The organism is Acidovorax sp. BoFeN1 (assembly GCF_003345135.1).
GTDB classification, from domain to species: domain Bacteria; phylum Pseudomonadota; class Gammaproteobacteria; order Burkholderiales; family Burkholderiaceae_C; genus Acidovorax; species Acidovorax defluvii.
The window spans coordinates 1-13521 of the sequence record NZ_QOZT01000020.1 but is presented as its reverse complement, the minus strand read 5'-3'; the positions used below and the strand labels follow the sequence as shown (position 1 = coordinate 13521).

Sequence of the window (13521 nt, the reverse complement as noted above, 5' to 3'; positions counted from 1 at the left end):
TGTCCTGCGACCCTGGCGCGTCGCGTCCCGGCCATTGGTGCCGGGCTGGCGCGGCGGTCAGGGCTGGAGCAAAAGGCGGTTGATGGCGGCCACGTCGTCTTCGCTCAGCGAGCCTGCCGCCTGGCGCAGCTTGAGGGTGCCCAGCAGCACGTTGTAGCGCGCCTGGGCCAGGTCACGCTTGGTCTGGAAGAGCTGGCTTTGTGCATTGAGCACATCAATATTGATGCGCACGCCCACCTGGTAACCCAGCTTGTTGGCATCCAGCGCGCTCTGGCTGGATGCTTCCGCGGCCTCCAGTGCCCGCACTTGACCCTGGCCAGACTGCACGCCAAAAAATGCCGCCCGCGTGGCCTGCGCCACGTTGCGGCGCGTGGTTTCAAGGTCGGCCTGGGCCTTTTCTTCGAGGGCCAGCGTTTCCTTGATGCGGTTTTGCACCGCAAAGCCCGCAAACAAAGGCAGGTTGAGTGCCACGCCCACGCTGGCATTGTTGGTGCGGCTGTTCATGCCCGGTGTGGTGACGGTGCCGTTCGGGTTGCGCGCAATGTTGTAGCCCGCCTGCAGGTCCACCGTGGGCAAATGCCCGGTGCCCGCCTTGCGCGTTTCAAGGCGCGCAATGTCCAGGGCGATCTGGGCCTGGCGCACGCCGGGCTGCTGGTCTTGTGCCGTTTGCACCCAGGCTGCCACATCGTCGGGCTGCACGCTGGGCAACTGCACCGGCTGGGCCAGTGCCACGGGCTGGGTGCCGGTGATGCCCACCAGCTGGTCGAGCGCCAGCTTTTTCACGCGCAGGTCGTTCTCGGCAGCGATTTCCTGGGCAATCACCAGGTCGTAGCGGGCCTGGGCCTCGCGGGAATCGGTGACGGTGGAGGTGCCCACCTCGAAATTGCGTTTGGCAGAGGCCAGCTGCTCGGAGACCGCCGCTTTTTGCGCCTGCACAAAGGTGAGCGTGTCTTGGGCAGCCAGCACGTCAAAGTAAGCCTGGCTCACGCGCACCAGCAGGTCCTGGGTGGCGGCTTCGAGCTGAGCACGGGCCACGTCGATACCGCGCTGGCCCTGCTGAAAATTGATGCGGTTGGCCGGGCGGTACAGGGGTTGCGATGCACTCAACCCCACGTTCTGCGCGCTGCCACTGAAGTCCACCGGGGGGCGGGTGACTTCGGTGTTGGCGCGGGACACTCCTGCAGACAGGCCCACGCTGGGCAGCAGGCCGGCACGGGCTTGTTCAGCGCGGCTGGAGGCCGCATCCAGCTGAAGCTTGGCTGCCTGCCACACCGTGTCGTAGCCACGCGCGGCATCCACCAGCTGCAAAAGGCTCTGGGCGTGCACCGGCGCGCAAAAAACGGCACTGAGTGCCAGGGACAGGGGAAGAAGCCGAAGCGGGTTCATGGAGGTCCTTCAGGTAGTTCTGCGCGGGCAAGGGGTTGTGAACCAAGGGCTGTGGTGAGCACGGGCAACAACGAGCTGGCGGTTTTGGGCAAGGTGGGCTCACATGATCAAAACACTCACCGCCGCTCAATACCGAGGCACGCTGGTGTCGCGTTCGCGGGACCAGGCATCAATGCCACCTGTGATGTTGGCCAGTGTTTCAAAACCCTGCTGATCCAGGAAAACCGCCACATGCAGGCTGCGCACGCCATGGTGGCACAGACACGCCAAGGGGCGCGACGGGTCCAGTTCGCTCAGTCGGCCGGGCAGCTCGCCCATGGGAATCGCAACCAGTTCAAAGCCGTCTGTTCGCACGCTGGCGGTCTGCAGCTCCCAGGGCTCGCGCACGTCCAGCACCAGGGGCTGGCCTTCGACAGCGGCCTGCGCAAACCAGTCGGTCAGCAGCGCAGGGCGGACATGGTCGATCACGCAGAACTCCAGGACGCCAGATCAGAACGAAAAGCCCGAGGGTTCGGCAAAGCCGACCAGGCGCGGGGCAATGGTGTCCCAGGGCGAGGTGATTTCAAAACGCTCGCTGGTGCGGCGCACCAGCGTGAAGCGCATGACGGGTTCCTGGCCCACGATGGCAGCCAGGCGGCCGCCATCGCGCAGCATCGACAACAGGTGTTTAGGAACTTCAGCCACGGAGCCACTGAGCACGATCACGTCGAACGGGCCTTCGGGCACGGCATCGCGGGAACCGTCGGACACGCGCACATGGGCGTTGGTGACACCGGCGCGCTGCAGGTTGTCTTGTGCCATTTCAGCCAGGGCGGGCAAGATTTCGAGCGAGACCACGCTTTGCGCACGGTGCGCCAGCAGGGCGGCCATATAGCCCGAGCCCGCACCGATTTCGAGCACACGGTCGGTGGGCAAAATCTTCACGTCTTGCAGGATGCGGGCCTCAATCCGGGGCTGCAGCATGCTGTGACCCAGGCGCACGGCATCTTCGGCATCCGTGCCCAGAAGGGGGATTTCGATGTCCATGAACGCCATGCTGCGGCAGGCCGGGGGCACGAAGTCTTCGCGGTGCACCACAGCCAGCAGCTCCAGCACGTCTGCGTCCAGCACATTCCACGGGCGGATCTGCTGCTCGATCATGTTGTAGCGGGCCTGTTCAATAGGGTCGCTGATGTTGGCGGACGTGTTCAAAGGCATGTTCATGGAATCTCTCCAGGGGAAGGCGGGTCAGGACAAACCCTTGATTTTAGGGGGCACGGGCGCGGGCTGGCCGCGGCCCATGCGGGCAAGTGCCCAGCGGGCCAGATCATCCATGTAGCAATACACCACCGGAACCACCACCAGCGTCAAAAGCGACGAGGTGATGACGCCGCCGATCACGGCCTGGCCCATGGGCGCGCGCTGCTCCGAACCCTCGGACAGCGCAAACGCCAGCGGCACCATGCCGAAGATCATGGCCAGCGTGGTCATGAGGATGGGGCGCAGCCGCACGCGGGCGGCCAGCAACAGGGCCTCGGCACGGGGCAGGCCGGGCACGGTGCGGCCGGTGTCGTCAATGAATTCCTCGCGGGCGCGAATGGCAAAGTCCACCAGCAAAATGGCATTCTTGGTGACCAGGCCCATCAACATCACCACGCCAATGATCGAGAACATCGACAGCGTGGAGCGGAACATCAGCAGCGCCAGCACCACGCCGATCAGCGTGAGCGGCAGCGAGGTCATCAGCGCCAGCGGCTGCAAGAAGCTCTTGAACTGGCTGGCCAGGATCATGTAGATGAACACGATAGCCAGCACCAGCGCCGAGATGGCATAGCCAAACGACTCGGCCATGTTTTTGGTGGAGCCACCAAACTGGTAGCGGTAGCCCGGTGGAAACACCACGCTGTCGAGCGCCTTCTTGATGTCGTTGGATACCTCGCCCGCAGAACGGTCGGCCACGTTGGCGGTGACTGCCACCTCGCGCGTGAGGTCACGGCGGTTGATCTGGTTGGCGCCAGTGGACTCCGTCACCCGGGCCACCTGGTTCAGTCGCACGATGCGGGTGCTGCCGTCGGCCGCCGTCAGGGCAAAGGGCAGGCGCTCCAGGTCTTGTGGGGTGGTGCGGGCTTCCGGCGCCAGGCGCACATTCACGTCGTAGGTCTGGTCATCGGGTGCACGCCAATTGCCCACCGTGGTGCCGGCCACCAGCGTGCGCAGCGATGCGGCCAGCTGGGCCACGGAAACCCCCAGGTCGGACGCTGCATCACGCTGCACATCGAGCGCAATCACCGGCTTGTCTGGCTTGGCGCTCGTATCTAGGTCCACCAGGCCCGGAATATCACGGATCTTCTCGTTGACGATGCGGGTCAGGCGCTCCAATTCCTGCAGATCAGGCCCCTGCAGCGAGAACTCCACCTGCTTTTGGCCACCCACCGGGTCCAGCAGGCCCACATGGGTCACGGTAATGCCCGGCACCTGCTTGAGGCGCTCGCGCAGCACGCCCGACATGGCATCCACGCTGCGGCTGCGGTCCTTGCGGTCGACCAGGCGCACATAAATGCTGGCGTACATCTTGCCCTGCGCGCTGCCGGTGTTGATGGTGGACAGCGTGTAGCGCACCTCGGGAAACTCGCGCAGGATGCCTTCCACCTGCCGCGCCTTGGCCTCGGTGGCCTCCAGCGACGAGCCCACGGGCGTATAGAAGTTGATAGTGGTTTCCGAAAAATCGGCCTTGGGCACGAACTCGGTGCCCAGCAGCGGCACCATGAAAACGCTCAGCACGAAGATGGCCAGCGCAATGCCCAGCGTGGACAGCTTGTGTACCAGCGACCAGCGCAGGATGCCCTGGTAGCCTTCGGCCAGGGCATCGGTGGCGCGGTCAAACCAGCCGGTGACACGGCCGATGGTCTTGTCATAAAAAGTGACGGGTTCGGTGCGCTGCCCGTGGGCATGGATGCTGGGGTCGTGCCAGATGCTCGACAGCATGGGGTCGAGCGTGAAGCTCACAAACATCGAGATCAGCACCGCCGCCACGATGGTGATGCCGAACTCATGGAAGAACTTGCCAATGATGCCGCCCATGAAACCGATGGGCATGAACACCGCCACGATCGACAGCGTGGTGGCCAGCACGGCCAGGCCGATCTCCTGCGTGCCGTCCATGGCTGCCTGGTAGGCACCTTTGCCCATCTGCACATGGCGCACGATGTTCTCGCGCACCACGATGGCGTCGTCGATCAAAAGACCCACGCACAGGCTCAGGGCCATCAGCGTGATCATGTTGATGGTGAAGCCGAACATGTTCATGAACAAAAACGTGCCGATCAGCGCAATGGGCAGCGTAAGACCCGTGATGACGGTGGAGCGCCACGAGTTCAAGAACAGAAAAACAATCAGCACCGTGAGCAAAGCACCTTCGATGAGGGTCTGGCGCACGTTGTTGACGGCCACGCGAATCGGGCGGGCACTGTCGCCAATGGTCTCCAGGCGCACGCCGGGCGGCAACTGGTCGCGCAGCTCAAGCACGGCGGCGTTCAGGCCATCCACCACCTCAATGGTGTTTTCGCCCTGCGACTTTTGCACCGACAGCAGCAGCGTGCGTTGGCCGTTGTAAAGCGCCAGGCTCTCCACCTCTTGCGCGCCATCCTGCACGCGGGCCAGCTGCTCCACCCGCACGGGCGCGCCGTTCTTGCGCGTCACGATGATGCGGCCAAAGTCTTCGGGCCGCTGCATGCGCGCATCGATCTGCACCACGCGCTCCTGCGCCAACGAGCGGATGGCGCCCACGGGCAAGTCCTGGTTCTCGTTGCGCACCGCAGCGGCCACCTGGTCGGGGGTCACGCCAAAGGCTTCCAATGCCTGCGGGTTCAGGTAGATGTTGATCTCGCGCTTGGTGGCGCCCACCAGGTTGACAGCGCCCACGCCACGCACGTTTTCGAGCCGTTTTTTGAGAATCTGTTCGGCCCAGGTGGTCAGCTCCACTGCAGAGGGAGCCCCCACGCTTCCCGCTGCGCGTGGTTCGCTGCTCCCCGAGGGGGCCTTCGCGCCTTGGGGCGGTACGGCGGCGCTCACGCTGCGCTCTGTTGCCCCGGCCTTGTCATCCGGCAGCACCGCCAGCGACCACACGGCGCGGCTGGCCGGGTCAAAGCGCAGCACGCGCGGCTCTTTCACCTCGGTGCGCAGCGTGGGGCGAACAATGGCCACCTTCTCGCGCACGTCTTCGGCGGCCTTGCGCCCATCAATGTGCAGCTGAAATTCGATGATGACGACGGCTGTGCCCTCGTAGCTGCGCGAGGTGAGGGCGTTGATGCCCGCAATGGAGTTGACGCCTTCCTCGATCTTTTTGGTGACTTCGCTCTCCACGATTTCGGGCGAAGCGCCGGGGTAGTCCACCGTGACCACCACCACCGGAAAGTCGATGTCCGGAAACTGGTCTACCTTGAGCCGCTGGTAAGAAAACAGGCCCAGCACCACGATGGCGAGCATCACCATGGTGGCGAACACCGGGTTTTTCAGGCTGACCTGGGTGAACCACATGGCGGGTTACGGGGCGGGGCGCGATGCAGGGGATGCGGCGGCAGCAGGCGCGGCTGGCGCGTCCTGCATTCGCACCGGAGTGCCTTCGCGCAGCGACCCCATGCGCCCGGCCACCACCGCCGTGCCTTCGGCAACGCCCTCAATCGCCACCAGCGTGTCACCCGCCACCACGGCACGGGCGCCCGGTTTTACCGGCACATACACCACGCGGCCGTTTTGCACCGCCTGCACATAGGGCGCCGGCCTGTCGGTGCGCACGGCATCCAGTGGCAAGGCCAGCACATCGGCGTGGCCCGTGTCGAGCGTGCCCTGCACAAACAGACCCTGGCGCAGCACCGATGCCGCTGCGCCTTGTTCGATGACAAGGTACACCGGTACCGTGCGGCTGGCGGCCTGTGCACTGGGGTTGATGCGGGCCACCGTGGCCTCGATGGGGGCGGCCACACCCTCGATCTGCAGGCGGGCCTTCTGGCCCACACGCACGGCCAACGAATCGGCAGGGTTCAGCAGGGCCTCAAGCTCCAGTTTTGACAGGTCCACCACCTCGACGATGCGGGTATCCACGCCCACGCGCTCGCCGGGCTGCGCCAGCCGCTGCGACACCTGGCCCGTCAGCGGGCTGCGCACAACCGTGTCGTCGAGCGATTTGCGCATCACATCGGCAGCGGCCAGCGCCGCCCGGTAGGTGGACTGCGCGGCGTCCAGGCTGGCCTGCGAGGTGGCAAGCGCCGTGGCAGAGATGAAGCCCTGGTCCACCAGCGCGCGGTTGTTGGTGAACTGGCGCTGGCTGATGTCCACCTGGGCCTTGGCGGCATCGGCTTGCTGCTGGGCCTGGCGCAGGCGTGCGCGCGCCTCGGTGCTGTCGATGCGGGCGATTTCCTGCCCGGCGCGCACGCTGTCGCCCTCGCGCAGGGTCAGGCCCTGCAATTCGCCTGCCGCGCGGGCCTTGACCATGGCCGATTCGACGGCGCGCAGCGAGCCAGACACGGGCACCCCCAGCGCAATGCGCTGGCGCTGCACCGTGACCATTTCACCGGGCGCCAGGTCCAGGGTGGCTTCTTTGCGTTGCGCGCTGGATTCGGCCAGGGCCTTTTGCTGCGCCTGCCGCGCGGCCAGGGCACGCCAGACGCCACCGCCCACCAGCACCACAGCGATGGCGACAGCCACCCAGAGAATCCAGCGTTTCATGGTGTCACAGCGGTGTAGGGGACGGGGAGGGCGCGGCCGCATACAGGCCGTGCAGAAGGTTGTCGGCCTGCATGGCCAGGTATTTTTCGGGGTCCAGGTCCAGGGCATCTGGCACGCAGGCGCCCATGGAGTGTTTCCACAGCGTAAGAAAGATCATCGGGGCCAGTACCAGATACACCGCGTAGTCCATGTCGAGCGGGCGAAACTCGTTGCGGTCCACGCCCCGCTGGAGTATCCGGCGAATCAGCATCTGGCCAGGGCGCACCACTTCGCACTGATAAAACTCGGTGATTTCGGGGAAATGGTGCGCTTCGCTCAGCATGAGCTTGGTGATGCCCGAGGTTTTGGTGTTGCCAATGCGCTCCCACCACACCTTGTAGCAATAGCGCAGCAAGTCGTCCGTGCTGCCCTCAAAAGCGTCCAGCTCCAGCGTCCATTCGGCAAACCGGCCAGCAATGTTTTCGCGCACGGCGGCCTTGAACAGCTCTTCCTTGCTGGGAAAATACAAAAACAGGGTGCCTTTGGACACCCCCGCACGCGCCGCCACTTCATCCACCCGCGTGGCCGCAAAACCCTTTTCGACAAACAGCTCCAGCGCGGCTTCGATGAGTTCGCCGGGGCGCGCTTCCTTGCGACGTTCGCGTTTGACCGCAGTGGTGGGATGTAGAGAGGTGGGGACGTGCATTTTTACTGACTGACTGGTTAGTAATGTAGCAAGCGCCTGCTACAGCGTCAATTCATAATGCGGTGTTGCACAACCACCTTGGCAAGGAAACATCCATGACACAGCAAACCATCACCCTGGGAGGCGGATGCTTTTGGTGCACCGAGGCGGTTTTTGATCGCGTGCGCGGCATCACCAATGTGGAAAGCGGTTACACCAACGGCCACACCATCCATCCCAGCTACGAGCAGATCTGCCAGGGCGACACCGGCCACGCCGAGGTGGTGCGCCTGACCTTTGATGCCGACGAGATCAGCCTGCAGGAGGTGTTGGAAATCTTCTTCCACACCCACGACCCCACCACCCTTAATCGCCAGGGCAACGACGTGGGCACGCAATACCGCAGCGGCATCTATTACGAGTCCCCCGAGCACGGCGACATCGCCAACGACATGATCCGCCAGATGTCGCAAGACAAGCTGTTTGGCGCGCCAATCACCACCGAGGTTAAGCCACTGACCAACTACAGCGCGGCCGAGGCGTACCACCAAGACTATTTTGCGAACAACCCCAATGCCGGGTATTGCGCGTTTGTGGTGGGGCCGAAGGTGGAAAAGTTTCGCAAGACATTTGCGCGGTATTTGAAAGCGTAAGGCGCGCCACCAGCGGGCCACCGCCCATTCACGGCGATGCGCGGGGCCGCCTCGGCAACAGTTGCCTGCGGGCAGGCCGCGCACCAGCCCAGTCAGAGCAGCAGCGCGAGGTGGTTGTCGGGGGCCAGCATCTCGGGCCAGGGCAGCATTTGTGCTTCACCTGCCTGCCACCGGGCCAGGCCGCGGCCTGCGCCCATCAACATGCCCATGCCACGCGCGTCGCGCCAGCTGCCCAGGGCGCAGACTTCCTTAAGCTCCCCCAGCGGGATCAACCCGTCGGGCGCATCGGGGTGCCACAACAGGGCGTTGCCACTGCGCTGGGCACTGAGCAAAAAGCTGCCGCCGGGGCCGGCGCAAATATCGCCTGCATAACCTTGATGGTCGATGGCGGGGCAGGGGGGCAGCGTGAGCGTGCTGCCGTCCCACACGGCGATCATGGGCGCGTTGCGGCGCTCCTGGCGTTCGTCGTGCTGCGCCTGCAGCGCAATGCCCAGCAGGCGCTGGTCTCCGTCCACTGACCATGCCATGTGGCGCACGCTCAGGCGGGGGTCTTCAAGCGCCCAGCGCTGCTGCACGGTGCCAGAGTCCGTGTCCAGGCGCAGCAGGGCAGGCGCCAGGCGCTTGTGGGGCACACGGCGGCCGCGTTCGTCGCGGGGTATGCCGCCCAGGGCGACGAGCACATGGCGTTCATCGGCGTCAAACAGCATCTGGTGCGCATCCACGCCCGGCAGCTGCCACGCGGCAACAGCGCGCAGCGTCTGCGCATCGCGGCGAACCACCCAGGCGCTGCCGTCATCGCGCCCGGTCTCGCTGCTGTAAAGCCAGCGGCCATCCGAGCTGAGCAGCAGGTGCCCATTGAGAGTGCGGGTCGATGCCTCGTCGCGGCCGGGGTGCAGCCAGCGCGGCGCCTGTGCCGCATCGGCTGGCAGGTGCACCAGCCAGTCGCCAGGGCGCGCGGCCACTGCATAGAGACCACCCCGCCCGTCGGGCGTGAGCCCGTGTGCCCGGTTGGGCGCAGGCTGCACGCGGCTCCAGGTGCTGCGCCGCTGGCCCCAGTCAACCTGCAGCAGCCCGATGCGATGGGCTTTGGGGTCGCTGTCTTCAGCGGGTGCAGCGCCGGCACGCCAGGCCATGGCCACTGTTTGCGGGGCAAGCGGGTCGGCTTTGCGGTCTGCATGGGATGAAGTGGCCAGGGCGGTGGTCTGTGCCGAGGCAAGCGCTGTCCAAGCGCTGATGGCGCCCATCACACGCAGGCTATGTCGACGATTCAGGGAGGAGAGCATCTATAGATTCATTCATTTCAAGCGAAGCTGCAGACTATAGGCAGCGTGTGCGCGTCCCGCACTGGAGAGCAGCGAAGTGTTTTGCGGTGGCTCAAACGAGAGCTTTGCCACAAGGCAGCCGCCAGCGCCGCCTGAGGTGACGGAAAACCGTGCCGGCAACGAGGGCGGCAGGCATCCACCCGCAAGGCCGACGGGATGAATCTGCTGACGGATTGCATCAGGGCATAATGCAACCCGATTGCGTTACACGCGCTTGCCGCCTATCCGTAACCCATGCCGAGCTCCTCCACCTTTTCTACCTCCCGCCTCAGCACGCCCTGGACGCTGCCGCCCGGCATGCGCGCCACCCGCGCCACGCGGGCGCTGGCTCAGCTGTACGAGGCCCGCCCAAACGCAGCGCTGTCCGAAGCCGAAGTAGAGACAGCCTTGGCCACCGCAGGTGCCCCCATCAACAAGGTCACCGTCTACCGCATGCTCGACCGCTTTGCCGCCGCAGGCCTGCTGCACAAGCAGGTGGATGCCGCCCGCGTCACACGGTATGCGCTGGCACCGCAGGGTGAAGAGGGCGCAGCCCCCCGCTTCGAATGTGACGACTGCCACCGCCAGTTCCGCCTGTCCCAGGGTTCGGCCAAGGTGCAGACGGCCCTCAAGCAGGTGCTGCAGGCGCTGGCCACGGCCGGGCATGAGAGCCTGGCGGTAGACATTGCGGTGCATGGGCGCTGCGCAGACTGCGCCCACCCGGCCGGGGGTGCCGCCGCATGATCCGCACCCGGGGCCTTTCTTATCGCTATGCCACCGGCGGCACCGCGCCGCTGCGCTTTCCCGATGTGGACCTGCGCCAGGGCGGCACGCTGCTGCTGCGCGGGCGCTCGGGCTCGGGCAAATCGACCTGGCTGTCATTGATAGCCGGGCTGCGCGGGGCCAGCGGGGGCGACCTGTTTGTAGCGGGCACGCAGCTGGGCACGCAGCGCGGGGCCGAAATGGACGCCTGGCGCGCCCGCAGCATCGGGTTTTTGCCGCAAAAGTTGCACCTCTCGAGTGCGCTCACGGTGGCCGACAACCTGGCGCTGGTCTACTTTGCGGCCGGGCTGCCGCGCGACGATGCGGCCATCACACGCGCGCTGGCGCAGGTGGGTGTCGCCGAGCTGGCCGCGCGCAAGCCGCACCAGCTCTCGGGCGGGCAGGCGCAGCGCGTGGCGCTGGCGCGGGCCGTGCTGCTGGCGCCGCAAGTGCTGTTGGCCGATGAGCCCACGGCCAGCCTGGACGACGAGGCCGCTGCCGACGCGCTGGCGCTGCTGCAGCAAAGCGCCGCCGCTTGCGATGCCAGCCTGGTGATTGCCACGCACGACCAGCGTGTGGTGCAGGCCCTGGCCGGTGTGCAGCAGCTGGATTTGAATGAAATGGGCGCCAAGCGCTTACTGGATAAGCGCAAGCAGCTATGAATTCAGGAGTCTTCAAACTGGCGCGCCTGTCATGGCGCTACCTGTGGTCCCGCCCGCTGGCGGCGGTGCTCAACCTGCTGGTGCTGACGCTCGGCCTGGCCGCCATCACGCTCGTGCTGCTGGTGGCCACCCAGCTCGACAAGGCGTTTGAGCGCGACCTCGCAGGCATCGACCTGGTGGTGGGCGCCAAGGGCAGCCCGCTGCAGCTCATCTTGGCGGGCGTGTTCCACATCGATGTGCCCGCGGGCAACATCCCGCTGCAAGAGGTGCAGGCCCTGCAGAAGAACCCGCTGGTGGCGCAGGTGATTCCGCTGAGCCTGGGTGACAGCTACCAGGGCTTTCGCATTGTGGGCACCACGCCCGACTACGTGGCGCACTACGAGGCCACGCTGGCCGAAGGCGCGCTGTGGCAGCAGCCCATGGACGCGGTGCTGGGCGCCAGTGTGGCGCGCGGCATTGTCAAAGCCAGCCATGCGGACGCGCCGCTGGTGGGCGCCACCTTCATCGGCAGCCACGGCCTGGGTGGGGGAGGGCACGCGCACGGCAGCCACCCCTACCGTGTCAGCGGCGTGCTCGCGCCCTGTGGCTGCGTGCTCGACCGGCTGATCCTGACCAGCACCGAATCGGTGTGGATGGTGCACGAGACCGCCACGGCCACCGATGCCGAGGACCTGGAGATATTGAAAGAAGAGCGTGAAGTGACCGTGGCCCTGGTCCGCTACCGCACGCCTATGGCCGCCATCACGCTGCCGCGCCAGATCAATGCCGACACCGCCCTGCAGGCAGCGGCGCCCGCCATCGAGGTCACGCGCCTGCTGCGCCTGCTCGGCGTGGGCGCCGACGTGCTGCGCGCCTTTGGCGGCGTGCTGCTGGCGGTGGCCGCACTGAGCGTGTTCATTGCGCTGTGGAACGCCGTGCGCGAGCGCCGCGCCGACCTGGCCATGCTGCGCATGCTGGGCGCGCCCCCGGGCCGCGTGGCCGGGCTGGTGCTGTGCGAGGCGCTGTGGCTGGCCGCGCTGGCGTCTGCCCTGGGCCTGCTGCTGGGCCACGCACTGGCCCATGGCCTGGGCTGGGCGCTGCAGGCGCAGGGCCTGCTGCCGGTTACAGGCTGGATCTGGCTGCCCGCCGAAGCCGGTGTGCCGCTGCTGGCCGCAGGCGTGGCCGCGCTGGCGGCGCTGCTGCCCGCCGTGCAGGCCTACCGCACCGACGTGGCCGACTTGCTGAGTCAGCCCTGACCCGCCCGGTGACTCCTTTTTTCAACCCCACCTACCTGAAAGGCTCTCCATGAAAAAGCTCCTCACCGCATTGGCCCTGGCCCCCCTGCTGCTGGCCGGCGCCCTGGCACATGCCCAGACCCACAGCGACAAGGAAACCAAGGCCGACATCGAGCGCCACCGCGCCATGGCCGCCGCGCACGAGGCCGCTGCCAAATGCCTTGAGTCGGGCAAGGGCCACGACGTTTGCCAAAAAGCACTCCAGACCGCCTGCAAAGGCCTGGGCATTGGCACAAACTGCGGCATGCGCCACAGCCACTGAAGTCCGCACCTGAGCCCACCTGCGTTGCTTGCAGCGCCTTCCCCCAAGGGGGACGCCACCGGTGGCCTGGCCTCGGTGGCACGGGCTTGAGGCGCCCACGCACTTATGCGCGTTGAAACTGCGCAAAATAATCCGGCCCTGTTGCTGCAAGGCAGTTCACTGAAGGTTATTTTCATGCCCCATCCCGCAATGGTTTGTTCCCGGCGATACGGCTCTGCCCCACGGCGCGCTTGCGCACTGGTGGTGGCGCTGGCCGCGTGCTTTGCTGCCCCCGCGCAGGTGGGTGCGCAGGGCGCCAAGCCTGCGGCCGAGGCACCAGCGCCCGGCGCTCCGTTGCCCGGTACCGGTGGTGCGGCGGGGGCGGCTGCAGCTGGGCCAGCGGGCGCGGGCGCCGGTTACCACAGCCCCAGCAGCCCGATTGCGCCGCTGCCTCAACGCAACGACGTGGTGCCATGGTCGGTGCTGACCGATCTGACCAAGAAAACCACCAAAGACCGCATCGTGCCCATGTTCAACGACGCGCAAAAGGGCCTGGACAAGACCACGCAGCGCATCCAGGGCTTCATGGTGCCGCTGGACGCCAAGCCCACGCAGACCCACTTCATCCTCACCTCGGTGCCGCTGACCTGCTCGTTCTGCACGCCGGGCGGGCCGGAGAGCATGGTCGAGGTCAAGGCCAAAACCCCCGTACGGTATTCGCTGGAACCGGTGGTGGTGGAGGGCAAATTCACCGTGCTCTCCAACGACCCCTACGGCCTGTACTACCGCATGGTGGATGCGGTGCCGGTGAAATAACCGCCGCCTTTTTCTTTTCTGCTGCCCATTCGCCCCGGCCCCGTGACCAGCCCTGTGAC

Annotated in this window: 13 protein-coding genes; 6 read left to right on the top strand and 7 right to left on the bottom strand. The window is 66.0% G+C overall.

Going from position 1 to position 13521, the window contains the following annotated elements; all coding sequences use genetic code 11:
- Positions 1-57: 57 nt before the first annotated feature.
- The 6 genes from DTW89_RS07100 to DTW89_RS07075 all read right to left on the bottom strand — a co-directional run bounded on the left by DTW89_RS07100 (position 58) and on the right by DTW89_RS07075 (position 7774).
- Positions 58-1386 carry a TolC family outer membrane protein gene (locus DTW89_RS07100; RefSeq protein WP_114655427.1) on the bottom strand — a complete coding sequence of 443 codons (1329 nt, stop codon included), beginning with the start codon at positions 1384-1386 and terminating at the stop codon, positions 58-60.
- A 126-nt stretch (positions 1387-1512) separates the two neighbouring features.
- The gene (locus tag DTW89_RS07095; protein ID WP_114655426.1) at positions 1513-1854 is read right to left on the bottom strand and encodes a rhodanese-like domain-containing protein; all 342 of its coding nucleotides are present in this window, start codon (positions 1852-1854) and stop codon (positions 1513-1515) included.
- A 21-nt stretch (positions 1855-1875) separates the two neighbouring features.
- A complete protein-coding gene (locus tag DTW89_RS07090) occupies positions 1876-2589 on the bottom strand; it encodes a protein-L-isoaspartate O-methyltransferase family protein (protein ID WP_114655425.1) in 714 nt (237 codons plus the stop codon).
- A 24-nt stretch (positions 2590-2613) separates the two neighbouring features.
- Positions 2614-5901 (bottom strand): efflux RND transporter permease subunit, encoded by a 3288-nt coding sequence (locus DTW89_RS07085; RefSeq protein ID WP_114655424.1) that lies wholly within the window; start codon positions 5899-5901, stop codon positions 2614-2616.
- A gap of 6 nt (positions 5902-5907) precedes the next feature.
- A complete protein-coding gene (locus DTW89_RS07080) occupies positions 5908-7089 on the bottom strand; it encodes an efflux RND transporter periplasmic adaptor subunit (protein ID WP_114655423.1) in 1182 nt (393 codons plus the stop codon).
- Between the two features lie 4 nt (positions 7090-7093).
- The gene (locus tag DTW89_RS07075; protein ID WP_114655422.1) at positions 7094-7774 is read right to left on the bottom strand and encodes a TetR/AcrR family transcriptional regulator; all 681 of its coding nucleotides are present in this window, start codon (positions 7772-7774) and stop codon (positions 7094-7096) included.
- 95 nt (positions 7775-7869) lie between these two features.
- On the opposite strand from DTW89_RS07075, the gene msrA reads away from it, so the two are divergent.
- The gene (gene msrA, locus DTW89_RS07070; protein WP_114655451.1) at positions 7870-8406 is read left to right on the top strand and encodes a peptide-methionine (S)-S-oxide reductase MsrA; all 537 of its coding nucleotides are present in this window, start codon (positions 7870-7872) and stop codon (positions 8404-8406) included.
- A gap of 92 nt (positions 8407-8498) precedes the next feature.
- Here the strand turns inward: msrA and DTW89_RS07065 are convergent, their stop codons facing one another.
- Positions 8499-9689, bottom strand: a complete 1191-nt coding sequence (locus DTW89_RS07065; RefSeq protein WP_114655421.1) for a DUF1513 domain-containing protein — start codon at positions 9687-9689, stop codon at positions 8499-8501.
- Between the two features lie 336 nt (positions 9690-10025).
- On the opposite strand from DTW89_RS07065, the gene DTW89_RS07060 reads away from it, so the two are divergent.
- The 5 genes from DTW89_RS07060 to DTW89_RS07040 all read left to right on the top strand — a co-directional run bounded on the left by DTW89_RS07060 (position 10026) and on the right by DTW89_RS07040 (position 13462).
- Entirely contained in the window at positions 10026-10451 is a 426-nt protein-coding gene (locus DTW89_RS07060; protein WP_114655450.1) for a Fur family transcriptional regulator, read from the top strand.
- Entirely contained in the window at positions 10448-11131 is a 684-nt protein-coding gene (locus tag DTW89_RS07055; protein WP_114655420.1) for an ABC transporter ATP-binding protein, read from the top strand. The genes DTW89_RS07060 and DTW89_RS07055 overlap by 4 nt, the downstream gene beginning before the upstream one ends.
- A complete protein-coding gene (locus DTW89_RS07050) occupies positions 11128-12366 on the top strand; it encodes an FtsX-like permease family protein (RefSeq protein WP_114655419.1) in 1239 nt (412 codons plus the stop codon). The genes DTW89_RS07055 and DTW89_RS07050 overlap by 4 nt, the downstream gene beginning before the upstream one ends.
- 49 nt (positions 12367-12415) lie before the next feature.
- Positions 12416-12667: a hypothetical protein gene (locus tag DTW89_RS07045; protein ID WP_114655418.1), complete on the top strand. Its 252-nt coding sequence runs from the start codon at positions 12416-12418 to the stop codon at positions 12665-12667.
- A gap of 174 nt (positions 12668-12841) precedes the next feature.
- Positions 12842-13462: a DUF3299 domain-containing protein gene (locus DTW89_RS07040; RefSeq protein WP_236637061.1), complete on the top strand. Its 621-nt coding sequence runs from the start codon at positions 12842-12844 to the stop codon at positions 13460-13462.
- Positions 13463-13521: the final 59 nt, after the last annotated feature.